Source organism: Paraburkholderia sp. EG304 (assembly GCF_046543485.1).
In the GTDB taxonomy this organism is placed as follows: Bacteria; Pseudomonadota; Gammaproteobacteria; order Burkholderiales; family Burkholderiaceae; genus Paraburkholderia; species Paraburkholderia youngii.
In genome coordinates, this window is the sequence record NZ_JBKGUA010000014.1 from 39,691 (window position 1) to 65,959 (window position 26,269).

The 26,269-nt window shown below is 66.3% G+C and carries 15 protein-coding genes; 10 read left to right on the plus strand and 5 right to left on the minus strand.

Annotated features, from left to right (window positions below; genetic code table 11):
- Positions 1 to 2 precede the first annotated feature (2 nt).
- From ACLFKU_RS18330 to ACLFKU_RS18360, 7 genes are read left to right on the plus strand one after another with little or no spacing between them, the layout of a single operon-like run.
- Complete coding sequence (locus ACLFKU_RS18330) at positions 3 to 1,664, plus strand: nucleotidyltransferase domain-containing protein (RefSeq protein WP_410850001.1); 1,662 nt, start codon at positions 3 to 5, stop codon at positions 1,662 to 1,664.
- Positions 1,665 to 1,679: 15 nt separating this feature from the next.
- Entirely contained in the window at positions 1,680 to 4,457 is a 2,778-nt protein-coding gene (locus tag ACLFKU_RS18335; protein WP_410850002.1) for a phosphoenolpyruvate synthase, read from the plus strand.
- A 53-nt stretch (positions 4,458 to 4,510) separates the two neighbouring features.
- Positions 4,511 to 5,515, plus strand: a complete 1,005-nt coding sequence (locus tag ACLFKU_RS18340) for a fatty acid desaturase (protein ID WP_410850003.1) — start codon at positions 4,511 to 4,513, stop codon at positions 5,513 to 5,515.
- 16 nt (positions 5,516 to 5,531) lie between these two features.
- Positions 5,532 to 7,202 carry a fatty acyl-AMP ligase gene (locus tag ACLFKU_RS18345; RefSeq protein ID WP_410850004.1) on the plus strand — a complete coding sequence of 557 codons (1,671 nt, stop codon included), beginning with the start codon at positions 5,532 to 5,534 and terminating at the stop codon, positions 7,200 to 7,202.
- 2 nt (positions 7,203 to 7,204) lie between these two features.
- Positions 7,205 to 8,311: an efflux RND transporter periplasmic adaptor subunit gene (locus tag ACLFKU_RS18350; RefSeq protein ID WP_410850096.1), complete on the plus strand. Its 1,107-nt coding sequence runs from the start codon at positions 7,205 to 7,207 to the stop codon at positions 8,309 to 8,311.
- On the plus strand, positions 8,308 to 11,553 hold the full coding sequence (locus tag ACLFKU_RS18355; RefSeq protein ID WP_410850005.1) for an efflux RND transporter permease subunit: 3,246 nt from the start codon (positions 8,308 to 8,310) through the stop codon (positions 11,551 to 11,553). Before ACLFKU_RS18350 ends, ACLFKU_RS18355 begins: the two co-directional genes overlap by 4 nt.
- A gap of 2 nt (positions 11,554 to 11,555) precedes the next feature.
- Positions 11,556 to 13,109, plus strand: a complete 1,554-nt coding sequence (locus ACLFKU_RS18360; protein WP_410850006.1) for an efflux transporter outer membrane subunit — start codon at positions 11,556 to 11,558, stop codon at positions 13,107 to 13,109.
- On the opposite strand, the gene ACLFKU_RS18365 is transcribed toward ACLFKU_RS18360, so the two are convergent.
- A complete protein-coding gene (locus tag ACLFKU_RS18365; RefSeq protein ID WP_410850007.1) occupies positions 13,046 to 13,933 on the minus strand; it encodes a class I SAM-dependent methyltransferase in 888 nt (295 codons plus the stop codon). The genes ACLFKU_RS18360 and ACLFKU_RS18365 overlap by 64 nt on opposite strands.
- 231 nt (positions 13,934 to 14,164) lie before the next feature.
- On the opposite strand from ACLFKU_RS18365, the gene ACLFKU_RS18370 reads away from it, so the two are divergent.
- Entirely contained in the window at positions 14,165 to 14,521 is a 357-nt protein-coding gene (locus ACLFKU_RS18370; protein WP_410850008.1) for a hypothetical protein, read from the plus strand.
- A gap of 20 nt (positions 14,522 to 14,541) precedes the next feature.
- Here the strand turns inward: ACLFKU_RS18370 and ACLFKU_RS18375 are convergent, their stop codons facing one another.
- On the minus strand, positions 14,542 to 17,835 hold the full coding sequence (locus ACLFKU_RS18375; protein ID WP_410850009.1) for an adenylate/guanylate cyclase domain-containing protein: 3,294 nt from the start codon (positions 17,833 to 17,835) through the stop codon (positions 14,542 to 14,544).
- Positions 17,836 to 18,084: 249 nt separating this feature from the next.
- Here ACLFKU_RS18375 and ACLFKU_RS18380 point away from each other — a divergent pair, with 249 nt between their 5' ends.
- The gene (locus ACLFKU_RS18380) at positions 18,085 to 20,313 is read left to right on the plus strand and encodes a SulP family inorganic anion transporter (protein WP_410850010.1); all 2,229 of its coding nucleotides are present in this window, start codon (positions 18,085 to 18,087) and stop codon (positions 20,311 to 20,313) included.
- Positions 20,314 to 20,349: 36 nt separating this feature from the next.
- On the opposite strand, the gene ACLFKU_RS18385 is transcribed toward ACLFKU_RS18380, so the two are convergent.
- Positions 20,350 to 20,526, minus strand: a complete 177-nt coding sequence (locus tag ACLFKU_RS18385; protein WP_410850011.1) for a hypothetical protein — start codon at positions 20,524 to 20,526, stop codon at positions 20,350 to 20,352.
- A 422-nt stretch (positions 20,527 to 20,948) separates the two neighbouring features.
- Between ACLFKU_RS18385 and ACLFKU_RS18390 the strand changes: the two genes are divergently transcribed.
- A complete protein-coding gene (locus tag ACLFKU_RS18390; RefSeq protein WP_410850012.1) occupies positions 20,949 to 23,558 on the plus strand; it encodes a PAS domain-containing protein in 2,610 nt (869 codons plus the stop codon).
- A gap of 42 nt (positions 23,559 to 23,600) precedes the next feature.
- Here ACLFKU_RS18390 and ACLFKU_RS18395 read toward each other — a convergent pair whose 3' ends face one another.
- Together ACLFKU_RS18395 and aspA are read right to left on the minus strand one after the other, a co-directional pair.
- Positions 23,601 to 24,719, minus strand: coding sequence for an asparaginase (locus ACLFKU_RS18395; RefSeq protein WP_410850013.1), 1,119 nt, complete (start codon positions 24,717 to 24,719; stop codon positions 23,601 to 23,603).
- A gap of 73 nt (positions 24,720 to 24,792) precedes the next feature.
- On the minus strand, positions 24,793 to 26,211 hold the full coding sequence (gene aspA / locus ACLFKU_RS18400; protein ID WP_410850014.1) for an aspartate ammonia-lyase: 1,419 nt from the start codon (positions 26,209 to 26,211) through the stop codon (positions 24,793 to 24,795).
- Between the last annotated feature and the right edge of the window lie 58 nt (positions 26,212 to 26,269).

Below are 26,269 nucleotides of genomic sequence, written 5' to 3' on the forward strand. Positions count from 1 at the left end.
CCATGTTGATGACCGATCCGATGCTCGCCGAGCTCTGGCAAAAAGCGCGCAACGCGTTGAGCGCCCAGTTCGAACAGCGGGCACCGAGCGCCGTCTTTCTCGAAGGCTCGATCGCCGAAGGCTTTGGCAACGAGCGCTCCGATGTCGACTTCGTCGCGATCGTCGATAGCGGGCTGGAGCCGGCCACGATGCCGTACATCCTGTTCATCGACGGCCGCCGCATCGAAGTCAGGTTGCTGAGTCCGGCGCGCCTGCGCCGCGAGCTCGCGCAGGTTCGCGCAGCACTCGGCAAAGGCCGTCGCGCGGTCGCGCGGCTGTCGTGGAATCTGCTCGAACGGTGCCAGCGCTTCATCGGCGCGCTGCCGATCGACAACCCCGAGTTGATCGAAACGCTGCAAGCGGAGCTTGGCCGCGACGCGCTCTGCGAGGCGGTGGCGCTGTGGTTCGAGGATTTCGCGCGCCAGACCGGCCGTTATGCGGTCGCGATGTTCGCGCTCGGCGAGCCCGACTACGCCCGCGCGTGGATCAGGACCGCCGCGTTTCATGCGGCGAAGAGTCATGTGGCGCGCGTCGGCGAGTGCTACATGAGCCCGAAATGGCTGTCGCTGCAGCTCGAACGCGCGGCTGTCGACGCCGGCCTCGCCGGCCGTCTGTGGAACCTGCTGCACGCGCCGCGCGAGCATGGCGCCGACAGCGCGTTCCTCGCGGCCGGGGTTGCGCTCCTCCGAGAGTTCGGCGTCAACGGTGTGAGCCTCGCGGCGGAGAACGTGCTGATCGGCCCGGGCAAGGACGCGACGACCTGGCAGATCGGCGAACGGGTCCATGTGCTGCGAGGCAGCGACGTCTTCGCCCTCGACGACGAAGCCGCCCAGGCGTGGCGTGCGATCACATTCGACACCCCATGCACGGCGATCGCGAGCCGTGGCGACGCGCAGGCGGCGAGCCGGCAGCGCGCGCTGATCGCCGAGTTCAGCCGGCTGGGTCTCGTCAGCCTGCGCTGGAAGGGCAGCGGAGAAATCCACGCGCGTCAGCAGGCGACCTCGACGCCGGTGTCCCGTGCGCCGCTGATCTCGATCGACGGCGCGCGCCTCGCGGCCGGCCGCGCGAGCGGTGCCCAGTTGCTGCCAATGCCCGCCGGGCGCTTCGCCGAAGCGGGCCTCGAGATGGTCTGGGCCAACATCGGCCTCGAGAATGCGCGCGAGGACGCCCAGGGCGCACTGCAGCGCGGCCAATGGAAGGTGCTCGAGTACGCGCTGCAACGGATGATGCAGACCGCCTGCATGGTCACGCTCGGCGCGCACGGCGTGACGCCGCAGTCGACGATGGAAGAAGCGACGCTCGACGCGATCCGGCTGCTGCCTCTCGATACCGCGCTGATCGACGGCATCCGCGAACTCGAACAGTGCTCGATCGGATCGGCAACCGATGCCGAGCGTTACGTCGCGCTGGCCGATGTGCTCGCGCAGCGTCTGCGCAACCTCGGCGGCGACCCGCAATTTCCGGCGAGCTTCGATACGGCGTCGGGCTGGCGCGGCACGATCCACGCCGCCTACGACTGGATCAACCTCGGCGCGCATCTGCACGCGCGTTTTCCGCAGACCGCTCACGGCGGGCGCGGTACCGCCGAGGAAGCAAGAGATCTGCTCGCTTCGTCGAGCACCTGAGCAACGGGGACCTCAATGAATTTCGACACCATTGCACGCGCACGCGGCGAATTCGAAGCGGGCGGAAGCTACGCACCGCACGAGACCTTCGACGCAAGCAGCAGCGCCGACTCAACAGCATCGCCACGCGTGATCCTCACCGCGGCAAGTCCCGCCGAAACCATCGAGCGGCTCGCCGGCAACAAGGGACGATCGCTCCATCGGCTGGCGAATCTCGGTGTAGCGGTGCCGCGCTGGGCGATCCTCGGCACCGACTGCTTTGCGGAGTTCCGCCGCGACGGCGGCCTCGATCAAACCATCGCAGCGCTGCTCAGCGACTTCACGCCCGCGAACGCCGCCGCGATCGCGAGCAAGATCCGCGAGGCCGTGCTGACGTGCGACATCAGCGCCGCGTTGCGCGCCGACATCGCACGCGCGCACGGCACGATCGGAGACGGACCGCTCGCGGTGCGTTCGTCCGGTGTCGAAGAAGACAGCGCGAGCTTCTCGTTCGCAGGCCAGTTCGACACCTTCCTCGATGTACGCGGGCTCGACTCGACGCTCGAACACGTGCGCCGGTGCTGGGCCTCCGCGTATTCCGAGCGCTCTCTGCGCTACCGGCATCAACACGGACTCGACATGGCCGGCGCCGGCATGGCCGTGATCCTGCAGCGCCTCGTTGAGGCGGACACGAGCGGCGTCGTGTTCACGATCAACCCGGCCAACGGCAACCGCGACGAGCTGGTGCTGAGCGCCGTCTACGGGCTCGGCGAAGGACTCGTGTCGGGCGCCGTCGACGCCGACACGATCACCGTGGACCGCCAGACCGGACAGCACAAGCAGGTGGTGATCGGTGAAAAACGCGAGCGTCATGACGGCCGCCACATCCGCGAGGTGCCGGCCGCGCTGCGCGATGCAGCAGCTCTCTCGAACGACGAGATCGAGCGCGTCGTGGCGGCGGCCCGCACGCTCGAAAACAGGTTCGGCGAGCCGCTCGATATCGAATGGTGTATCGCGGAACATCAGTTGTGGATTCTGCAGGCGCGCCCGGTGACCACGCCGGTCGCACCGGCCCCATCGCGGACCGGCGAATTCCAGCTGTGGGACAACTCCAACATCGTCGAGAACTATCCCGGCGTGACCACGCAGCTAACCTTCACCTTCGCGCAGCACGTCTATGCGCAGGTGTTCCGCGAGTTCTGCCGGCTGCTCGCGATTCCGCACAAGCAGCGGCGCGAGATGGACGGCTTCCTCGGCTCGACGCTCGCGTTCCTGAACGGGCGCGTGTACTACAACCTGCTGCACTGGTACAAGCTTTCCGGGCTCGCGCCGTTCCAGGACCTCGGCCGCAAGATGATGGAAGTCCAGATGGGCGTCGACGAGCCGCTCGATCTGGCGGGTTTTGCCGAGCTGATCAAACCGTACAAGGCTGGCTCGCGCGCTGGGCTCGCCTGCATCCGCGCCGTGAGCGGCACGAAGTTCGCGTGGCACTTTGCGCGGCTGGAGCGCAACGTCGGGCGCTTCCGCGCGTTCTTCTATCCGGTCTACGACGAGTTCAACGCGCCCGACTATCGTTCGCTTCCCGCCGACGCCGTCTATGCGCACTACTGCCGCTTCGAGCAGGCGCTACTGGCACGCTGGGGCATGATGATCGTGCTCGAATCGGCGATCGGTCTCAGTTACGGTGTGCTCCGGCGCCTGATCAAGCGGTGGATTCCCGATGCGCCCGACTGGCTCGAAGTGGCGGTGATCGGCGGCATGGACGACATCGAGTCGATCGAGCCGGTTCGCAGGTTGGCCGCGCTGGCCGAAGCCGTGCGGTCAAAGCCTCGGGTCGAAGCGCTGATCCGCAATACCCCGTCAAGCGAAGCGTATGCGGCGCTGCGTGAATGCGGCGCGCCTGAGGTCGTCGCCGACATCGAGCGCTACCTCGCCGACTTCGCGTACCGCAGCAACAACGAGCTGAAGCTCGAAGAACCCGATCTGCGCGAAGACCCTGGCGTGCTGTTCGATATGTTGAAGGCGTCGCTCGCGCATGGCGCCGCGACGATAGATCGCAGCGCCACCGAAGCGCGCATCGACGCGTTGGTGCGTGAGCGGCTTAATCCGCTGCAGCGCTGGATTTTTGCCCGCGCACGCGGCCGCGTGCGCGCCGCGATTCGGGCGCGTGAGACCGTGCGCTTTTGCCGTTCGCGCGCGTTCGGCGTCGCACGCCGGATGTTCCGCGCAATCGGCGAGGGTCTCGCCGCCGACGGCGTGCTGGCCACAGGCCGCGACATCTTCCATCTGCGCCTCGACGAAATTCGCGGCTGCTTCGAAGGCACCGTGTCCCACCGCGAACTGCGCCCGCTCATCGAGCAGCGCAAACGCGACGACGCGAGCTATCGCGCGATGGACGACCTGCCGCCACGCTTCGTCACGCATGGGCCGGTTGCGGCGTGGCTCAGCAAGCCGGCGAACCTCGCGGCGTTGCACGCGGCGCCTGCCCATGCGGCCGGCGCCACCCTGCGCGGCACACCCTGCTCGCCGGGCTTCGCCGAAGGATGCGCGAAGGTCGTGCGCGAAGCGAACGAATTCGACGGCGGCATCCTCGTCACCTATCGGACCGACCCCGGCTGGGTCCCGGTATTCGCGTCGGCGAGCGGGCTGCTGATCGAGCGCGGCAGTCCGCTGACCCATGCCGCGATCGTCGCACGCGAAATCGGCATCCCGACCGTCGTACAGATTCCCGGCCTCACCACGCGCGTGCAGTCAGGCATGCAGCTCAAGGTCGATGGCCATAGCGGCGTGATCGAACTGCCCGAGCCGACCTGAAACGAATCCCCACCCCCTGACTGACCATGCAACCGCCTCTGAAGGAAACTGCCATGTACCGCCTGCTCAACGATCGTCGCGACCTGCCGCATCTGTGGCTCTACATCGAGTGCGCGCTGATATTCATCCCCGCCGCGGCCGTGCTGTATTGGCTCGGCCACTTCCCCTGGTGGGCGGGCGTGGCCTATGTGCTCGTCTGGAACATGTTCGGCGACCGCTTCACGATGAGCTACCACTGCACGCTGCATCGGCGGCTCTTCAGGAAGAAGTACCGTGCGCTCGAAATCCTGCTCGACTGGGTGCTGTGCCCGTTCTTCGGCCAGACGCCGGGCACGTTCTATGTCCATCACATGGGCATGCATCACATCGACGACAACCTGCCACGCGACCTGAGCTCGACGATGCGCTTTCAGCGCGATAGCGTCATCGGCTTTCTGCATTACTACCTGCGCTTCGCCGCGCTGGTGCCGGTCGAGCTCAGCGTCTATCTGTGGCGCTCGCGCAATACGAAGCTGATCCGGCAACTGCTCGTCGGTGAGATCGCGTTCTACGCAGCGATCGGCGCGGCCGCGTACTGGAACCTGCGGGCAACGCTCGTCGTGTTCGTGTTTCCGTTCGTGTTCGTGCGGCTGATGATGATGATCGGCAACTGGGTCCAGCACGCGTTCATCGACCCCGATCATCCGGACAACCCGTACAGGAACAGCACCAATACGATCGACTCGCGTTTCAATGCGCGCGTCTTCAACGCCGGTTATCACATCTACCACCACGTCCGCAAAGGCACGCACTTCAGCGAGCTCACGAAGGAGTTCGCCGCGAACCTGGAGAAGTACGGTCAGGAGGACGCGGTCGTGTTCGATCGCATCGACATCGCGCAGATCTGGCTGCTGCTCGTCACGCGCCAGCACCGCAAGCTCGCCAGGCATTTCGTGCGCTTGCCGCGCGCGCCGGCGCGCAGCGACGACGAGGTGATCGCGCTCTTGCGTCGCCGTCTGCAGCCGATCCGCGACTGGTCGCCCGCTGCTTCGCTCGATCACGGAATCTCGACCAAGTAAGCGGGGAGCCGTCACCATGAACCTGACGCTAGTCGATGCCGTTTCAGCGCTGCCGCGCGGCGACGCACGAGGCCTTCGCTTTGTCTCTTCGCACGGCGACGAGCACTACTATCCGTACGACGCGCTCGAGCGCGAGGCACGCAAGCGTGCGCAAAAGCTCGTGGCACTGGGCCTGAACAAGGGCGACCGTATCGCACTCGTGATCCTCGACCCGGAAGCGTTCATCCTGAGCTTTCTCGGCGCGTCGTTCGCCGGTCTGGTGCCGGTCCCGATCTTTCCGCGCGGAAGCCTGAACTTCAGAACCCGCGAACGTTACGCCGAAACCGTCAGTCACATCGTGCGCTCGGCAGGCGCGCGGATGCTGCTCACGTCGAACTCGACACGCGAGACCATCGAGGACGTGCTGGCCGCCGACACCGGCCTCGAACGCATCGTCACCGTCGAAGCGCTGCTCGAGAGCGAGCCGCCCGCGTGCGATTTGCCCACGCTGCATCCCGATGATCTGTGCTTTCTGCAATACACGTCGGGCAGCACGTCGCTGCCGAAAGGCGTGATGGTCACGCATCGCAATCTGATCGCGAATGCGACGGCGTTCCTCGGACCGCGCGGCATCGATCTGCACGAGCAGGACGTCTATGTGAGCTGGCTGCCGCTGCACCACGACATGGGACTCATCAGCGTACTCGGCGCGCTGATCTGCGACTTGCCGAGCGTGCTGCTCTCAACCGAAGCATTCGTGCGCCGGCCCGGCCTGTGGATGGAGGCGATCACGAAGTACCGCGGCACGATCAGCTTCGCGCCGAACTTCGCGTATGCGCTCGCCGCGCGCCGCACCCGCGACCAGGACCTCGAAGGCCTGGACCTGAGTCGGCTGCGCGTGGCCGGCTGCGGCGCCGAGCCGATCAATGCGCAAGCGCTACGCCAGTTCTCCGCGCGCTTCGAGCCGGCCGGTTTTCGCGCTGAAGCGCTGCTGCCGTGCTACGGGATGGCCGAAGCCACGCTCGCGATCACGTTTCACGACCACGGCCAGCCGATCGTCACCGACGTCGTCTATGCGGCCCCGCTGGGGCTCGGTCGAGCGATACCGGCCGCGCGTGATACCGGCTTGCGCACGATCGAACTGGTCGGCTGCGGCCATTGCTTTCCCGGACACGAGCTTCGGATCGTCGACGAATCCGGGCGTGCGTTGCCCGAACGCTGCGTCGGCGAGATCGTCACGCGCGGGCCCAGCATCACCGTGGGCTATTACGGGCTGGCCGACGCGAGCGCCGACGCGTACCGCGACGGCTGGCTGCAGACCGGCGATCTCGGCTACGTCGCCGGCGATCAGCTCTATATCTGCGGCCGCAGCAAGGACCTGATCGTGATTCACGGCTCGAACCTCTATCCGCAGGACATCGAATGGGCGGTGGCCGAGTTGCCGAGCGTGCAAAGCCGCGGCGTCATCGCGTTCAGCGTGATGCGCGACGGCGACGAGACGCTGGTCGTCTGCGCCGAGGGCAAGCCCGCCGAGGCCACGGCGCTGCGCCGGGCGATCGCGCAGAAGGTCGCCGAATGCGCGGGCCTGCAGGTCGGCCACGTCGCGATCGTGCAGGCGGGCAGCTTGCCGCGGACTTCGAGCGGCAAGGTGCAGCGCCGCCGGACCAAGGCCCAGTTCGAAGCCGGCGAGCTGGAGGAACACTCGTGAGCATGCGCTGGCGCGAGATCATGCTGACGGTGTCGGGCACACTCGCCCTCGCCGCCTGTCACGCGAAAGAAGCCGAGGTGACGCTGCCGCGCCCGGTCATCGCGGTGGTCGTGCATCGGGACAGCAAGCCCGTGCTCGCGACGCTGCCGGGCGAAGTCAACGCACGCTATGCGACGCCGCTGTCGTTTCGCATCGCCGGCAAGCTGGTCGAGCGGAAGGTGCGGCTCGGCGATACGGTCACGGCCGGTCAGGTGCTCGCGCGGCTCGATGCCGACGACGCGCAGCGCAGCCTCGCGAGCGCGCAGGCCCAATTAATGGCGGCGCAGCATCGGCTCACCTTCGCCGAGCAGCAACTCGATCGCGACCGGGCGCAGGCGCAGGAACAACTGATCTCGACGGCGCAGCTCGAACAGACCCAGGATGCGTATGTGGCCGCCGCCGCGCAGCGCGATCAGGCGGTACAGCAGTTCGCGCTGCTGAAGAATCAGACGCAATACACGGTCCTCACCGCGGATCATGCCGGCGTCGTCACCGCCGAAGACGCCGATACCGGGCAGAACGTCGCGGCGGGACAGCCGGTCTACCACCTCGCGTGGTCCGGCGAGGTCGATATCCTCTGCGACGTGCCCGAGAGCCTGCTGAACGCGCTCGCGGTCGGCAGCGCGGCCAGCGTGTCGCTGCCGGCCGTCACGGACCGACGCTTCACCGCGCACGTCCGGGAGCTGTCGCCGGCAGCAGACCCCGGCAGCCGCACCTATCGCGCGAAGCTGACGCTCGATGCGCCAGGCCCCGAGGTCCGCCTCGGCATGACGGCCACCATCACCTTCGCCGACGCGTCCGGCGAAGCGCAAGCGGACGACCCGATCACGCTGCCCGCCAGCGCGCTCTTTCACGACGGCAACGCGCCGGCCGTCTGGGTCGTGCGCCCCGGCGACGAGGCGCTGGAACTGCGCCGGGTCCAGGTGGGCCGCTATGACGACCGCACGATCTCGGTCGCGCGAGGCCTCACCGACGGCGAGCGCGTCGTGCTGCAAGGCGTGCATACCGTCAGCGCCGGCGAAACCGTGCGCGCGGTCGCGCCGTTGCATCCCGAGGACTTCGCATCATGAGAGCGCTGTTCGGCCAGGGCCCCGACGGAGCGGGCGGACCGGGTGATCCGGGCGGACCGCGACGCCCAGCACCGGACGATTCCGGCCGCTTCAATCTGTCCGCGTGGGCGATCCGCAACCAGGCGCTCGTCTTCTTCGCCGTCGTGCTCGCGACACTGTTCGGCGTGCTCGCCTATTCCCGGCTCGGCCAATCCGAGGACCCGCCGTTCACGTTCCGCGCGATGGTGATCCGCACCTTCTGGCCCGGCGCGACCGCGCGCCAGGTCGAGGAGCAGGTGACCGACCGGATCGGCCGCAAGCTGCAGGAGACGCCGCATCTCGACTATCTGCGCAGCTACTCGCGTCCCGGCGAATCGCTGATCGTCTTCACGATGAAAGACTCCGCGCCGGTGCGCGAGGTGCGAGACACGTGGTACGAGGTGCGCAAGAAAATCGGCGACATCGCGGATACGCTGCCGCCCGGCGTGCGAGGACCGTACTTCGACGACGAATTCGGCGACGTCTACACGAACATCTATACGCTCGCCGGCGACGGCTTCTCGCCGGCCCAGTTGCACGACTATGCGGACGAATTGCGCGGCGTGCTGCTGCGTGTGCCGGGTGTCGCGAAAGTCGATTATTTCGGCGACCCCGACGAGCACATCACGATCGAGATTCCCAACGCGCAATTGACGCGCCTCAGCATCACGCCGCAACAGCTCGCGCGTGCGATCAACGCGCAAAACGCGGTTACGCCGAGCGGCACGCTCACAACCGCGTTCGACCGCGTGTTCGTGCGTCCGAGCGGCCAGTTCACCGACCTGAAGGCGATGAGCGACACGCTGATCGACATCAATCACCGCCTCGTTCGTCTCGGCGACATTGCGACGATCAAGCGCGGTTACGACGATCCGCCGGTCTCGCAGGTTCGCACCAACGGCCGCCCGGTGCTCGCCATCGGCATCACGATGCAGACTGGCGGCGATGTGATTCAGCTCGGCAAGCTGCTCGACGCGAAGACGGCCGAATTGCGCGCGCGTCTGCCCGCGGGGCTCGAACTCGTCCAGGTGTCGAGCATGCCGCACGCGGTCTCGCATTCGGTCAACGGCTTTCTGCGCGCCGCCGCCGAAGCGATCGTGATCGTGCTGGCCGTGAGCCTGATCTCACTGGGCTGGCGCGCCGGCGTGGTGGTGGCGATCTCGATCCCGGTCGTGCTCGCGGTCACTGCGCTATGCATGAACGGGTTCGACATCGGCCTGCACAAGATCTCGCTCGGCACGCTGGTCCTCGCACTGGGGCTGCTCGTCGACGATGCGATCATCGCGGTCGAGATGATGGCCGTGAAGCTCGAACAGGGTTGGGGCCGCGCGAGGGCCGCGGCGTTCGCCTACAGCAGCACCGCGTTTCCGATGCTGACGGGAACCCTGGTCACGGTGGCGGGATTCCTGCCGATCGCGCTGGCGAAATCGGCCACCGGCGAATACACGCGCTCGATCTTTCAGGTGTCCGCGATTGCGCTGGTTGCTTCGTGGTTCGCGGCGGTCGTGCTGATTCCGTTGCTCGGCTATCACCTGCTGCCCGAACGCAAGGACAGCGCGCGCGAGACGCCGCCCCGGCGCGCGCTTCGCAAGCTGCGCCGGCGCGACGACGCGCAGACGCGCCGCGCCCCGCTGGCGGCGCCGCGCGCGACCCGCTTTCATGACCGCTTGCGCGACTGCATCGCGTGGTGCGTGAAGCGCCGCCTCGTCGTGATTGGCGTCACGGCTGCGCTGTTCGTCGTCGCGCTGGCCGGCTTCGCGCTCGTGCCGCAACAGTTCTTCCCGAGCTCCGAGCGGCCCGAACTGCTCGTCGACCTGCGGCTGCCCGAAGGCGCGTCGTTCGAAGCGACGCTGCGCGAAGCCGCGCGCCTCGAAAAGACGCTAGCGGACCGACCCGAGATCGATCATCTGGTCGACTTCGTCGGCACGGGCGCGCCGCGCTTCTATCTGCCGCTCGACGTCCAGATGCCTCAGCCGAACTTCGCGCAGCTCGTGATCACCGCCAGGTCCGTCGACGAGCGCGCGAAGCTCGAACGCTGGCTCGCGAGCACGCTGCAAAACAGCTTTCCCGCCGTGCGTGCGCGCGTTTCGCCGCTTCAGACGGGCCCCTCGGTCGGCTATCCGGTGCAGTTTCGCGTCAGCGGAAACGACCTCGCCACCGTGCGGGAAATCGCGGAAAAAGTCGCGGCGACCATGAAGGCCGATGCCCGCACGACGGGCGTGCATTTCGACTGGGACGAACCCGGCGAACGCTCGGTGCGCTTCGAGATCGACCAGCAGAAGGCGCGCGAGCTCGGTGTCACGTCGGAAGACGTGGCGAGCTTCCTCGCGATGACGCTGTCGGGCTATACGTTCACGCAATACCGGGTGCGCGACCGCTTGATCAGCGTCGAGCTGCGCGCGCCGCAGCGTGAGCGGGTCGATCCCGCCGACATCGTGAACCTCGCGATGCCGACGCCGAACGGCCCGGTTCCGCTCGGCACGCTCGCGCATCTGCACAACGAGCTCGAATACGGGGTGATCTGGGACCGCGACCGTCAACCGACGATCACGGTCCAGGCCGACGTGCGCGGCAACGCGCTGGACCTCGACGTGACCCAGGCGATCGATCGGACGCTTGCGCCGCTACGCGCGTCGTTGCCGATCGGCTACCGGATCGAGACCGGCGGCGCGGGCGAGATCAGCGGCAAGGCGCAGGCGTCGGTGATCGCGCAGTTGCCGCTGATGCTCGTCGTGGTGCTCACGCTGCTGATGATTCAACTGCGCAGCTTCGCGCGCGTGCTGATGGTCGTGCTCACCGCGCCGCTCGGGCTGATTGGCGTGGTCGCCGCACTGCTGCTGTTCGGCAAGCCGTTCGGCTTCGTCGCGATGCTCGGCGTCATTGCAATGTCCGGAATCATCATGCGCAATTCGGTGATTCTCGTCGATCAGATCGAACGCAATATCGCCGCGGGCCAGGGGCGCTTCGACGCGATCGTGGGCGCCACGGTCCGGCGCTTCCGCCCGATCATGCTGACCGCCGCAGCCGCCGTGCTCGCGCTGATCCCGCTGCTGCAATCGGCCTTCTTCGGGCCGATGGCGACCGCACTGATGGGCGGCATCACGGGCGCGACCGTGCTGACGCTGTTCTTCGTTCCCGCGCTATACGCGACCGCGTTCAAGGTGCGGCACTTCGAACGCGGTGTGCGAACCGCGTCTCCGACGATCGAATACACGTGGAGCTGATCGTGCGCACAGACTGCAACTCCGTCGACGGGCCGGCGAGCGCGCCGCATTTCACTGGCGCGCCGCGCCGAGCGCGGGCCGTAGCGAGCCATGGCTGGCGCGCGGCGTTCGGCGCGGCCGCTGCGATCGCGCTTGGCGCATGCTCGTTCGGTCCGAGCGGCGAGCCGCCGGCGATGCCCTCGCCCGCCCATTACGGCGTCGAGCCGCAGCCCGAGCAAACGGTCGAGGCGCTCGGTGTCGCGCAGCGCTTCACCCCCGGCGCGCAGCCGGTACCGCAATGGTGGCGCCTGTTCGGCTCGACGGCGTTGAATGATCTCGTCGAAGAAGGCCTGCGCAACAGCCCGACGCTCGCCGCCGCCGACAAGCACCTGGCCGCCGCGCACGAACAACTGCGCGCGCAGATCGGCGCCACGCTGCTGCCGTCGGTCGACCTGGTCGCGCAGGCCTCGCGCGGACGCGATCTCGGCATTCCGGTTCCTGGCGCGCCGAATACGCTGCTTTACAACGAGTTCATCGGCGTAGTCCAGGCGCAATACACGTTCGACCTGTTCGGCGCGGTGCGCAAGGCCAACGCGGCGCGCTCCGCGCGGGTCGACATCGACGCGTATCAACGCGAAGCCGCGCGCCGCGCGCTGGCCACCAACATCGTCACGGCGACGATCGAGGCGGCGATGCTGCGGGCCGAAATCGATGCGACCGAGCGCCTGATCGTGCTGGCGGGCGATCAGGCTCACGATACCGAACGGCATTACCAACTCGGATCGCTGACGCGCGGCGACGTGTCCACTGCGCGGCAAAGCATCGCCGCGCTCCAGGTCAGCGTGGCCGATCTGCGGCAACGGTTGACCGTGACCCGACACGCGCTTGCGGTGCTGCTCGGCCGCACGCCCGACGCGGCGCCGCCCGAGCCCGATCTGGCGAGCCTGCATTTGCCGCGGGACGTGCCCGTCGTGCTGCCATCGGACCTGTTGCGCACGCGGCCCGATATCGCGGCCGCCGAGGCGGCGCTGAAAGCCGCCGCGGCCGATGTCGGCGTCGCCACCGCCCAGCTCTTTCCGAGCCTGACGCTGAACGCCTCGATGGGACAAGGCGGGTTCAACTGGCCGCTCGCGCTGTCGGGCGCGGGCGCGATCTGGAGCATCGCCGCGACGATGTCGCAAGCGCTGTTTCATGGCGGCGCGCTCGTCGCGCAGCGGCGCGCGGCCATCGACACCTACGAGGCCGCCGTGTTCGAGTACAAGCAGACCGTGCTGGCCGCGTTCGAAAACGTCGCGGACACGCTTGCGTCGCTCGAACACGACGCGCAGGCGCTCGAAGCGGCGAGCGGCGCTGCCCGCGACGCACGCGAGACGTTCGACGATGCCACCTCACGCCACCGGCTCGGCGCGCTGCCCGCTGCATCCGCTCGCGGCGGCGAGCAGCAGTACGAAGCAGCGAGGCTGGAAGAAATCCGCCTGGTCGGCCGGCGGCTGGCCGATACGGCGACGCTGTTTCAGGCGATGGGCGAGTTGCCGCCGGGCAACACCCAGACACCCGAGCATCTGGCCGGCAAGTGATCCGCGCGCCGCTCCCGACGGCGCGCGCTTGCGTTCAAGCCTGCGGGTTGCCGCGGAACGCCGACAAGATAAGTCAGACCGAGCGGCGAGCCCTGCACCGGCAGCGTGCCGATGTCCCACTCGAAGCTCTGCTGATCGGGGATACTCGCGACCATCTCACGCAATTCGTCGGGGTTGTAGATGCGCAGCATCGACACGATGCCGTCGAACAGACACAGCAGCGGGATTGCCGGCAGCACATAGGTGAGCGCTAGCCGCGACCAGCGAAACGGTCGGATCAGCGGAGTCAGCGCGAGCATCATCAGCGGCATCACCAGGATGAACACGATACCGAGCAGCCGGTGATCCGCACCCTCGACGACGACGATCGCGCGGCGTTTCGTCACAGCGTCGGCGAGGATCGCGCGCGCATCGTCCGGCCGAAAATGGTGGAACGAGTTGAACATCGTGCGCACGCCGTCGAATCTCGATGGCACGTTCATCGCGTCCACCGGTTCGCTCACATAGGTGACACAGTTGGTCGCCCCGGCCGAGATCCGCTCGTATGCCGCGCGATTGGGATAGAAGTCCGTCAACTGCACCATCACGCGGCCGGACAGCGCGAGCAACGGTGCAAGCGTCTGCCACGGCCCGCCGCCGCCCGAGCACAGATCGACGATCCGGTCGCTGCCGACCCGGCGCATCGCCGCGCGCAGCTTGCCCGCGATCACGTTGAAGCCCTTGTGGGAATTGGCCAGAAAATGCAGCCAATCCGTCCCGCCGTCACGCAGGGCGCGTGGGCACCACGGCTGGTCTTCGATTTCGAGCAGATGCAGGCGTCGCATGATCACGCGGGCAACCGGGGTAACTGAAAACCACGCCGCTCGGTCAGTCCTGGCGAGCGGCAACTTACTACCGAAGTTAAACGAGCAAACGCGCGGCCTTCTTCAACGGCATGAGTCGACTATACGCTGAGCCGCCCCGCGCGGGCGACGCTCGCGGTTCACATCCCGCATAATGACAACGGATTAGGACTTACCCGCATCAGCCGCCGGACGGCGGCCGGGAGATGAACGATGCAAAACGACAGACCGCCGCCGCGGCGGGTGACATATGAGAAAGGGATCCGGATCGGTGGCTCGGGCTGGTTCGGCCGGTTGCTGACCGTCGCCCTGAGCGCGATCCTGTTCGTGGTGGCCGCGATGCTATCGATCGTGCTGTTCGCCGTGCTGTTCGCGGTCGGCACGGTCGTGGTCGGCTATCTGTGGTGGAAGATGCGCAAGTTGCGCCGGCAGGCGGCCGCGTATGGCGACGACGGCCGCACCGTCGACATGGAGGTCGTTCACAGGGACACGCCCGACGACGATGGCCGCACCATCGACATGGAGGTGGTCCACAAGGACCCGCCCCGCGACGATTCCGCGCCACGCTGACGATCGGCTCCGCGCGTGTCTCAAGCCGCAAGGGCCGCTTCGACCGCGCTCACGTAGTTGCGAAAGCCGGCCTGCTGTAGCGCCTCAAGCAGTCGCAGCAGTTCATGCCGTGCGGCGTCGGTGAGCGGCGCCTGAAGCGCGAGCGCCAGCGCACGGCCACGCGCCGCGAATAGCTCGGACCACGGCAACGGTTCGCGCTGCGTGTAGGCCTCGAGTGCGTCCACGTAGTGCAGCGTGCCGGCAGGATCGCCCGCCTCCAGCATCGCTTCGATGGCGTCGCGGTAAAACCACAGGTGATTGTGGCCGACCGCGCCAAGGCGCAACAGCGCCTCGCCTTCAGCCAGTAGCCGCGTCCGCTCGTCTTTGTCGTCAACCGCGCGGCTCAGTGCGCTCAAGGTCTTTGGCCCGGAAAACTGACTGCCCACTTCGCGTGAGATGGCCAGTGCTTCGCGCAGCGCCATCACCGCTTCACTGCGGCATCCCTGGTCCAGTAACAGGCGCCCCTGCATCTCCAGGTTCTGCGCTTCGAAGCGGCGCGCACCCAGTTGCCGGATCACGCGCAGCTCCTGCGCCAGATGCTTGCTGGCCGCCTGCACGTCGCCCAATTCCTGGCACGCGAATACCCCCAGCGTCTCCCCCAGCAGTTGCGCGCGGGGCTGCCCGATCAGCTCGGCGGTGTGGGCGGCGGCGATGGCGTCCTCGCGTGCCGGACCGGCGTCGTTCAGATAGATGCGGCTGAAGCCCTGCATCGACAGATTGGCGACCTCGATGCGGCCGAAGCCGTGTTCACGGCTCATCGCCACGCATTCGCTGAAATGATGGAACGCGGTGCGCATACGTCCCTGCGCATACGCCGCGTCCGCCAGGCCGCCGAGCGCGCGAGCCTCTGCCTCGGGCAGATCGAGGCGGCGCGCATAGGCGAGACCGCGCTCGTGTTCGGCGCAGCAGGCGTCGATCTTGCCGAGCGGAAACAGAATGTTGCCGCGCAAATAATGGAGGCTTGCCAGCTCGGCCAGCCGGTTGTCCCGCTCCGCGATCCGTTGCGCTTGCGCGAGCAGGCCGAGTGCTTCGTCGAGACCCTCGCTGACCCGCAGACCTTCCGCGAGCCCGAGCTGGCAGTCGCATCGGGCGGTGTCGTCGGTGGCGGCGGCGAGTGCGGCGCGGTAGGTCGCGATCGATCCCGCTATGTCGCCGAGGTCGCGCTGAAGTTCGCCCTTGCAGCAGCTCAGTGCATGGCGGTCCGCGTCCGACTGCGCGATCTCGATGCCCCGCTCGGCCAGCCGCAGCGCGGCTTCGAAACGATGAGCGGCGCGCTCGGCCACCGCCGCGCCCAGGTAGGCGTGCGGTGCATGCGGGTCTTCGGCGCGGTCGAGATGCTGGGCGTGCAACGTGGCATCGCTCTGTGCGAACCATTCGGCCGCGCGCAGATGAAGTTCGCGGCGGCGCGCGCGCAATAAGGTCGAATAGGCGCTTTCCTGGATCAACGCGTGCGCGAACAGGAAGTCCTCGCCTTCCGGCAGCACCAGTGCATTGACGAGCAGGCCGGCGCAGACATAGCCGGGATCGTCGACCAGTTCCCGCAGCAGCGCCAGGCCGAAACGCTGGCCGATCACCGCGGCCGCCTGGAACGCCAGGCGGTCGCGGGGCGCGAGCCGGTCCATCCGCGCGAGTACCAGACTGCGGATCGACGCTGGCACGTTGCTGCCGCTGCCTTCTTCAGCGTTGCGCAGCAGTTGTTCGAGAAACAGCGGATTGCCGCCCGCGCGCTCGATGCAGGCGAGCGCGACGCGCTGCGTCGCATCGATGAAATTGCCCGCGAGGCTCAGCGCCTCGTCCTTGCGCAGCGGTCCGAGATCGATCGTGGCGAACGGAGTGTCGCGGCAACGTGCGCGCCAGCCTGCATCGATCGGATCGCCTTCCACGCGCGAAGTCGTCACCAGCAGGCCCGTGCCGTTGGCAATGCCGGACGCGAACGCCGACAGGTAGCCGACGACTTCGGCGTCGGCCCAATGCAGGTCTTCGACGACGATGAGCGTCGCCGCGTGCGCGCAAGCGTCCTCGGTCAGCATCGTGGCGAGCGCCTGCTTGCCGCGCTTGCGCGCGCCGTGGTCCATGGCCTCGTAGATCGTTTGCCATTCGGCGCTCGGCGGAAGGTCGAGGAAGTCGTGCAGAAACACGATCTGCTCGGCCTTGACGATGCCTTGCGCCGCGACCTGCGCGGCAGCGGCCTGCCGCGCTTCGCTCGATGCACCGGCCGGCAAACCGAGCAGGCTGCCGACGATGGTTCGCACCGGGTCCTGGCCCTTGCCGACGCCGAAATCGAGCACGAGGCTTCGATGCAGCGTGAAACCCTGGGCCTGCGCATGGCGGCGCATCTCGTCGACGAGCCGCGTCTTGCCGATCCCGGCTTCGCCTCGCACATGCACGACGTGCCCCGCGCGCTTTGCCATGCACGCATGCAGGATGCCGTGGAACTGTTCGAGCTCGGCTTCGCGTCCGACGAAATGGCTGTGGCTCGTCCTGACCGGCTCGCTGCCGAGCGCGACGAGGCGCCATGGCCGCACCGGCGTGTCGATGCCCTTAAAGCGGCGCTCGCCGATCGCTTCGCAACTGGCGACGTCGCCGAGCGTGCGCGCTGCGTCGTCGGATAGCCAGGTTTCGCCCGCTGGCGCGGCAGCCACCAGCCGGGCGGCGAGGTTGACCGGATCGCCATGCACGGTGTAGTCCTGGGCGTCGGCGCGGCCCAGCGCGCCTGCGATGACCTCGCCGCTCGCAATGCCGATGTGCGCCTGCAACGCCCGCCCGGTCTGCGTGGCGAGCCGCGCCACGCCGTCGTGAATGTCGAGTGCGGCACGCGCGGCGCGCAGCGTGTCCGTCTCGTGCGAGCGAGGCGCGCCGAACAACGCCATCACCGCGTCGCCGATGTGCTTGTCGATCGTGCCGCCATAGGCGAGCACGATCCCGTCGACCAGCGCCGTGTAGCGTCCGATCAGCGCGCGCAAGTCTTCGGGATCGAGCGAGCGCGACAGCATCGTGTATCCGCACAGATCGGCGAACAGAATCGTGACCTGCCTGCGCTCGTCCGCGGGCACGTCGTTGTCGGCGGCAGACTGAGGCGATAGCGGCGCCGCTATCGTTGGCGATGCCGTCGCCGCGGCCAGAATCCGCTTGCGGTGGCCGAGCGACTGTACGCCAAGCTCTTTCAGGTCCGCGTCGGTCAGCTGCCCGAGCAGCGACATGTCGATGTCGTTTGCCGCGAACGCGTGGACGTACTGCTCGAGCCCGAGGCCCCGCAGCCATTTCTCGATATCCATGTTCGTCGCCCTGCCTCCGATGCGTGGCCCCGCGGGCAAAAGCTCTGATGAATAGCGCGCGTGCCGGCCGCCGGCGTGAACGGCCCTGAGGTGCATTGCACTCCCGTGGAGTGCGCCAGCTACGAGGCCGATGAATAATCAGTGTAGGTGTCCGATCAGCACGCTGCATCGCGTTTGACAGCCGTTCGAGCCGCGCAGGATACTGGCTGGCGCGCCTCGCGGCGCCCTCGCATTCGATCGGGAATCCACGTGAAGCCGGGCAAGACCGTTTCCGTCTCCGACGTCCCGCTGCGCTCGCGTTTGGCGGGCCTGCCAGGCGACGTGGCGGCGGGCGCCGTTTCGACGCTCGTCATGCTGTGCTATGCGATGAGCCTCGGCACGATGATCTTTAGCGCCGATCTTGCGCGCTACGCGATGCTAGGCGTGCCTACCGCGCTCGTGAGCTGCGTCGTCACGGCGCTGGTGATCGCACTGACGAGTTCGATGCGCATCAACATCGGCGGGCCCGACAGCAATGCGGCGGCCTTTCTCGCGGGCGTGGCGGCGGGTGTGGCCAGCAGCGTGCGCGCGGACGGCGGCTCACCGCAGACGCAGATCCTCACGGTGCTGATCGCCATCGCGCTTTGTTCGGTGATGACGGGCATCGTGCTCTATGCGATCGGCTCGTCCAGGCGCAGCCGCTCGCTGCAGTTCCTGCCCTATCCGGTGCTCGGCGGGTTCCTCGCCGGCACGGGCTACCTGCTGCTCGCCGGGGCGTTCCGCGTGCTGACGGGCCAGCCGCTGGAGTGGCACACGCTCGCGTTGCTCGCGCACCTTCACTGGATCACATGGATTCCGGCGCTCGTCGTCGGCGTGCTCGCCACGGTGCTGATGCGCACGTGGCAGCACATTGCCGCGCTGCCGCTCACACTGGCCTTCGGTGTCGTGCTTTTCTACGTTCTGCTACAGGTTGCCGGAATTTCGATCGATGACGCGCGCGGCATGGGTCTGCTGCTGCCGCGCGTCAAGCTGCAACTTGCCGGGCTGCCGGAGTTGCACCTGGCCGCGAGGCTCGGACAGGGCGCCATCGACTGGTCGGCGGTCGGCGCGCATCTTCCCGAAAGCCTGGTGGTGACATCGGTGTCGGCCGTGACGATCCTGATGAATTCGACGGCGATCGGCACCGCTACCGGAGAGGACGTCGACCTCAATCGCGAGATGCGCGCCGCCGGCCTCGCCAATCTCGCGAGCGGACTGCTGGGCGGCATGGTCGGCTACCAGTCTTTCAATCGCTCGATGATCAATGCGCGGGTGGGCGCGACGAGCCGGGTAGCGGGCGTGTTCGCGTCGCTTGCGTGCGTGGTCGTGCTCGCCACCTCGCCCGACATCGTGGCGCTGTTTCCGGTGCCAGTGCTGGTCGGTCTTCAACTGTTCATGGGGCTGCGTCTGCTCGTGCATTGGCTCGCGGGCGCCTGGACCAGGCTCGACTGGTATGAGTATCTGCTCGTGCCCGTGATTCTCGGCACCATCGCGGCGTATGGCGTGATCGTCGGCGTGGTCGTGGGCGTCGTTGCGGCGTGTGTGATGTTCACGCTGCTCTACGGCCGGGTCGGCTGCATACGCATGGAGTTCGACCTGCGCGCGCGGTCCTCGAATGTGGAGCGCAGCATCGAAGACACCCAGGCGTTGCGTGCAATCGGCGCCCAGGTATGCGGAATGTGCCTGCAAGGGTTCCTCTTTTTCGGCACGGCCAATTCGATTCTGCAGCGCCTGCGGGAACGCTTCGGTGGGAACAACCAGATGCCGATCCGCTTCGTCGTGCTCGACTTTGCGGCGACCCATGGCATGGATGCGTCCGTATCAATCAGCTTCGTCAAGCTGAGGCAATTCTGCGCGGCAAAAAACGCGGACCTCGTATTGACCGCGCTGCCGCCGCGCTCACGCGATCTGCTCGAGAAGACCGGCACGCTCAATCTGAAGATCCATCAATTCGATACGCTCGATGCGGGTCTCGAGTGGATCGAAGACAAGCTGCTAGCGTCGAACTCGCTCGCGCTCGCGCATGGCGGCGATCTGCGGGCGATGCTCGAGCCGCATTTCACGGCCAGCGCGTTGAACGGCTTGATCGCGTGTCTGGAGGTGCGTGATCTGCTTTCGGGCCAGGCACTGTTTCGTCATCGCGAGCCGGGCGATGCGCTGTATTTCATCGCGCAAGGACGTGTCGCGATCTCGCTGCCCCTCGCCGATGGCCGTTCCGCGCGTCTGCGTTCGTTCGGCCCGGGCACGGTCGTGGGGGAAATGGCGGTGTACACGCAGCAGCAGCGCAGCGCGGACGTGATTGCCGAGGCGCCGACGCGCGTGTACCGACTGTCGATCTCCCGGCTGCTCGAACTCGAACAGCATGATCCGGCAACCGCGCAACAGTTGCACCGGTTTCTCGTGAAGACGATTGCGTTGCGCCTTGCCGTTGCCGATGAGGCGCTACGCGCGGCTTTGTAAATGATGGATGCGGAACCGGCGCATCGCGCGCGATCGTCAGTTGTAGCCGAGGATCGCCGCCGTTGCGACATCCGTGCGGTCGAACGGGTTGCCAGCAAGCAGTACAGTTGGCTCTTTCAACAACAAACGGTATGACGGCACGTAGGTTTCGCTCATCCCATCCGCGTCGCGCGGCTGACCTTCCTGCAACTTGCTGTTTTCGGGGTAGTTCATCGTTGTCTCCTTCTGGATGGCCGGAGTTCACGTCACGGATGCTTTCAAAGCAGCAATAACGCATGCGTCCGTTGCGACGAAAACTCGCAGCCTGATATACATCATTTAGCAAATTCAATGCCACGGCGGCATCCGTCCGCAACGAAAGCAAGCGATGGCGGTACCGACGGTCGACGATGCGAATGTCTTCCGGCACGCACGTCCAACATATCACACCGTGAGATATATTTTTCCATAAACAAACCGTTATTGCACAGGCAAGTCTTCGACTGCCTGGCTCGCCTTTACCGCATCAACATTCGCATGGTACAAACATCGTGTTTCGCAGTTCGGGCTGGCTAATGTAAGCAGGCACACCATGCGGGCAGCGCTGGATCATCTTCGGCGCCGTGTCTGCAGAGGAAACCGATGCAAGGACGCTGATGAACGATCCTGCTCACTTCCTTCCCTCATTCGTTTGGCGTGCCGATCGCGACGGCGTCATTCGCTATGCCAACCCGTGGACATCACGGTATCTCGGCATTCCCGCTCTTGAACTGGTCGGGATGCACTGGAAGGCCTTCGTTCATCCCGACGACATCGATCATGTGCTCGACGCAGTGCGGCAGATGCGGGACGGCACGCTGCTCGGCAATGTCGAAGTGCGTCTGCTGCGCGCGGACGGCGAGTATCGCTGGCACGTGTTGCATCTTCAAGCCGAGCGCGACGCGAGTGGCCGCATCGGCGAGACGGTGGGCGTCGCGACCGATATCCACGAAGCCCGTCACGCGTGGGCCATGTACGAAGCGAGCGAGCGACGCCTGAAGGCTGCCTTCCACGGCGCTCGCATGGGTGCGTGGGAATGGGACATGAAGAACCGCGTGGTGCGAATGACCTCGCAACTCGCGGATCTGTACGGCTTTCCGCCCGGCACCGATGCGCTTGCGCTATCCGATCTGGAGAATCAGATCGAGCCCGAGTATCGGGCGCTATTCCAGCGCAAGCTCGATGACGCCCTGCAACACGGCGGTCCCTTCGAATTCGATTTCGTGCTGCATGGTGGCTCGGCTTCGCCACGCTGGCTGCGCATGCGCGGCCATGCGGAATTCGACGAGCACGGCACGCTCGCGCACGTGTACGGCGTGACCTTCGATATCAGCAAGCAGCGGGCAGCCGAAGAACAGCTCAGTCTCAGCGAGCGGCGTTATCGGGTGCTGGTCGAATCGACGGGCGCGCTCGTGTGGTCGGCCGAGCCGAACGGCGACATCCGGCCCGCAGACGAGCACTGGAGCCGGTTCACGGGCGACGACGTGGTCCGTCTGGCGGACTGGGGCTGGCTCGACTACGTTCATCCTGACGACCGCGAGGCGGCCCGGCAGGTGTGGGTCGATGTGCTGCAGCGACGCGCACCCGCATCGACCATGTTCCGCATGCGACGTCACGACGGCCAGTACAGGATGATGCACGCCCAGGCGGCGCCCCTGTTCGACAGCCACGGCAAACTACAGGAGTGGTTCGGCACCTCGACCGATGTGACGCCTCAGTATGAAGCGCAACTGGCGATCGAGGCGCGCAACCTGCGTCTGTCGGTGGCGATGCAGGCGGCGCGGCTGAACATCGTCTGCTTCGACCTGGCCTCGCGCACGCTATCGTTCGAAGAGGGCCTCGCACCGCGGATAGACCATGTGCTCAGCTACGACGAGGCGCTGCGCAACGTGCACCCCGACGACCGCGCGATGCTCGAACAATATGTCTGCCGACTGGCCGAAGGCCACGACCCGGTCGCGAACTTCGAATTCCGTTTGCAGAACGCGCACGGCGAACAATGGATGCACGGCAGCGCGATGCTCCAGCGAAGCGCGGACGGCAAGCCGTTGCGCATCATCGCCAGCGTGATCGACATCACCCAGCGCAAGCAGCTCGAACTGATGCTGCGCGAAACCGATCGCCGCAAGGACGAGTTTCTCGCGATGCTCGCGCACGAGTTGCGCAATCCGCTCGCGCCACTGCGCACGGCCATCGCATTGCTCGACAAGCAGCCCGGCACGGTGTCGCGCCCACATGAGCTGATCGACCTGATGCGCCGGCAGGTCGAGCACATGACGCGAATCGTCGACGACCTGCTCGAAGTGTCGCGCATCACGCAAGGACGCATCGTGCTGCAACTCGAGCCCGTTCTGGTCGGCACGGCCGTCTATCACGCTGTCGAGGCGATCGCGGCGATGGCCGAAGCTCGTCATCAGCAGTTGCACGTCAGTGTTTGCGATCCGACTACGTGGGTATCTGGCGACATCACGCGGATTTCGCAGATCTTCGTCAATATCCTGAACAACGCGAGCAAGTACACGCCGGAGAACGGGCATATCTCGGTGAACGTAGCGGCCGACGACGAATGGGTTTCCATCGTCACGCAAGATACCGGCACAGGCATTTCGGCCGAGCTTCTGCCGAAGGTGTTCGAGCTCTTTTCGCAAGGCGAACGCACGCTCGATCGCTCGGATGGCGGCCTCGGCATCGGTCTGTCGCTCGTCAAGAAGCTCGTCGAAATGCACAACGGCACGATCGCCGTGCATAGCGACGGCCCCAATCTCGGCACCACGGTGACGGTCCGACTGCCGCGTCTGCACCACCATGAGCGCCATTCGGCGGTCGCGCTGTCGGAGCCCGCGCCGGGGCACGCGCGAACCGCGTTGCGCGTGCTGGTCGTCGATGACAATCGCGACGCCGCCGATTCACTCTCGATGCTGTGCGAATCCGAAGGGCATGTTGCCCGCGTCGCGTATTCGTCAGCCGAGGCGCTGGAAGCCGCCCCGTTATTCGCGCCGGACGTGGCGTTGCTCGATATCGGCTTGCCGGATATCGACGGATACGCACTGGCGAGACAGCTTCGCCGCAAAGGCGATGCGAAGCCGTTGCTGATCGCGATCACGGGTTACGGACAGACGGACGACAGGCTGCGCGCGCAATCGGCGGGCTTCGACTATCACTTCGTCAAACCCGTCAATATCGATAGCCTGCTGAAGCTGCTTTCCTCGCTGATGCAGGGGCGGTAGAGCGGCTATCCGTCGCTTGCGATGCCGCGTCGCCCCAACCCATCACCAGGTGCCGCTAAACGCCTGCTGTACCTTGAGCGGGTCCGTCACGCCGTTGGCCACCAGCAACTGCGTCAGCAAGCGTGCCTTCTGCGGATTCAGATCGAGCGATGCGACGAAGCCGCGCTTGTCGTCATCCACCTCGACGTTCCGGTTCACGAAACCCGACACGAGGCGCGTCGAACGAACCACCACGATGCCTTTTGCGGCAGCGCGGTCGAGCGCCGCGAGCGCTTCCTTCGACATGTCACCATCGCCTTCGCCGGCTACCACGATGCCTTTCGCGCCATCGGCGATCGCATGCTCGATCTGGCGGCCATCCATGTTGCTATGCGCATAGACGATATCGACGCGCGGCAATTGCCCGTTCGCGGGCAGGCTCAGCGCGGTCCGCGCCGATTGCACCGCCGGCGTCACGAAGCGCACGCTGGCCGGATCGACGTAACCGATCGCGCCCGCGTTCGGCGACGCGAACGCCTGTACCGCCGTCGTATTCGTCTTGGTGATCCAGCGCGGAGCGTGAATCTGATCGTTCATCACGACCATCACGCCCCGGCCGCGCGACTGCGGGCTCGCCGCCACTTCGACGGCTTCGTACAGATTGTTGGGACCGTCGGCGCTCGTGGAACCGCCCGGGCGCATCGAGCCGACCAGTACCACCGGCTTGTCGGAGTGCAGCACGTTGTTCAGGAAGAACGCGGTTTCCTCGATCGTATCGGTCCCGTGCGTGATCACGACGGCGTCGGCCTCGTTGCGCTCGAAGGCCTCGTCGATCCGCCGCGCAAGCTGCAACCAGATCTTGTCGTTCATGTCCTGCGAGCCGACGTTCGAGACCTGCTCCGCGTTGATGCTCGCGAGCTTCTCGATGCCCGGCACGCCGCGCACCAGTTCCTGCCCCTTCACGTTGCCCGAGTTGTAGCCGATCGCCGAGCGCGGATCGGCGGTACCGGAAATCGTGCCGCCGGTGGCCAGCAGCAGAACGCGCGGCATTGCGGTGACGGCGCTTGCCTGTTGCAATGACGCGTCGGCCGCCTGCGCGCCGGTACCCGCGGCAAGTGCGGCGATCAGCAGTGCCGCCGAACCGCACAACCGCATTGCTTTTCGATTGATCTTGATGCTCATGTTTCGTCTCCACATCGTTTGAAAGAGCCGCGTGCGTATGCACGCGACCTGTGTCCAGCAAAACCGTCGTCGCTCATTGCGCTGGGGACATTTTTCTCGGTTGCGTCAGCATCGCTGGTTGAAGGATCTGGTCGAGCTGCGCCTGGCTCAGCAGCCCTTTGTCGATCACGATCTGCGCGACGCTCCTGCCCGAGGCCAGCGCTTCCTTCGCGACTTCGGTCGAGTGTGTATAGCCGATGTACGGGTTCAGCGCGGTCACGATGCCGATCGAGTTCTCGACGATCGCGCGCAGACGCTCGCGATTCGCGCTAATGCCGTCGACGCATTTCGACGCGAGCGTCAGGCACCCCGCGCGCAAATGGGCGACGCTCTTGAACAGGCTGTGCGCGATGATCGGCTCGAACGCGTTGAGCTGGAGTTGCCCTGCTTCGGCGGCAAAGCTCACCGTCACATCGTTGCCGATGACTTCGAACGCGATCTGGTTGACGACCTCCGGAATCACCGGATTCACCTTGCCCGGCATGATGCTCGAGCCCGCCTGCACCGGCGGCAGGTTGATTTCGCCGAGGCCCGCGCGCGGGCCGCTCGAAAGCAGGCGAAGATCGTTGCAGGTCTTCGACAGTTTGACGGCGACGCGCTTCAGTACGCCGGAAAGCTGCACGAACGAGCCGACATCCTGCGTCGCTTCGACCAGATTCGGCGACGTGGTCAATGCGATACCGGTTATTTCGCTCAGGTGCCTGCATGCAAGCTGCGCGTATTCCGGGTGCGTGTTGATGCCGGTGCCGATCGCCGTCGCGCCGAGATTGATTTCGCAGATCAGTTGGGCGGCCTCCTTCAGCCGCTCTTCATCTTCGCCGAGCATCACCGCGAAGGTGCTGAACTCCTGGCCGAGCGTCATCGGTACGGCGTCCTGAAGCTGCGTGCGGCCCATCTTCAGGTCGTTGCCGAATTCCACCGCCTTGCGTTCGAACGACGCGCGCAACACGCCCATCGCATCGACGAGTTGCATGATTCCGGCGTGCGTGGCGATCTTCAGCGCGGTCGGATAAACGTCGTTGGTGCTCTGGCCGAGATTCACATCCTCGTTCGGATGGAGAATCGCGTATTCGCCGCGCTGTCGCCCGAGATGTTCGAGCGCGAGATTGGCGATCACCTCGTTCGCGTTCATGTTGGTCGAGGTGCCCGCGCCGCCCTGAATCACATCGGCGACGAAATGCTCGTGCGCGGTGCCTGAACGCACCTGCCGGCATGCATGCACGATGGCCTGCATCTTCACTGCGCTCAACAGGCCGAGATCGTGATTCGCGAGTGCCGCGGCTTCTTTCACGCTCGCCAGTGCGTTGACGAGGTTCGGATACACGGAGATCGGAAGGCCGGTGATCGGAAAGTTCTGCAACGCGCGCAGCGTATGAACGCCGTAATACGCGGTCGCGGGCACGGCGAGATCGCCGAGAAGGTCGTGTTCGATACGTTCGGTCGGTGCAAGCATGAGGTCCTCTCAGGTTCTGAAAACGACAGGCGAGCGGGGTCATCCGGCACACGTCGTG

Bases quoted from the DNA above. Each gene is read 5' to 3' on its own strand.
- ACLFKU_RS18365 (WP_410850007.1), bottom strand. From the start codon at position 13,933: ATGCGACGCCTGCATCTGCTCGAAATCGAAGACCAGCCGTGGTGCCCA.
- ACLFKU_RS18335 (WP_410850002.1), top strand. From the start codon at position 1,680: ATGAATTTCGACACCATTGCACGCGCACGCGGCGAATTCGAAGCGGGC.
- aspA (WP_410850014.1), bottom strand. From the start codon at position 26,211: ATGCTTGCACCGACCGAACGTATCGAACACGACCTTCTCGGCGATCTC.
- ACLFKU_RS18385 (WP_410850011.1), bottom strand. From the start codon at position 20,526: ATGAACTACCCCGAAAACAGCAAGTTGCAGGAAGGTCAGCCGCGCGAC.
- ACLFKU_RS18375 (WP_410850009.1), bottom strand. From the start codon at position 17,835: ATGGATATCGAGAAATGGCTGCGGGGCCTCGGGCTCGAGCAGTACGTC.
- ACLFKU_RS18345 (WP_410850004.1), top strand. From the start codon at position 5,532: ATGAACCTGACGCTAGTCGATGCCGTTTCAGCGCTGCCGCGCGGCGAC.
- ACLFKU_RS18350 (WP_410850096.1), top strand. From the start codon at position 7,205: ATGCGCTGGCGCGAGATCATGCTGACGGTGTCGGGCACACTCGCCCTC.
- ACLFKU_RS18355 (WP_410850005.1), top strand. From the start codon at position 8,308: ATGAGAGCGCTGTTCGGCCAGGGCCCCGACGGAGCGGGCGGACCGGGT.
- ACLFKU_RS18395 (WP_410850013.1), bottom strand. From the start codon at position 24,719: ATGAGCATCAAGATCAATCGAAAAGCAATGCGGTTGTGCGGTTCGGCG.
- ACLFKU_RS18340 (WP_410850003.1), top strand. From the start codon at position 4,511: ATGTACCGCCTGCTCAACGATCGTCGCGACCTGCCGCATCTGTGGCTC.
- ACLFKU_RS18330 (WP_410850001.1), top strand. From the start codon at position 3: ATGTTGATGACCGATCCGATGCTCGCCGAGCTCTGGCAAAAAGCGCGC.
- ACLFKU_RS18390 (WP_410850012.1), top strand. From the start codon at position 20,949: ATGAACGATCCTGCTCACTTCCTTCCCTCATTCGTTTGGCGTGCCGAT.
- ACLFKU_RS18370 (WP_410850008.1), top strand. From the start codon at position 14,165: ATGCAAAACGACAGACCGCCGCCGCGGCGGGTGACATATGAGAAAGGG.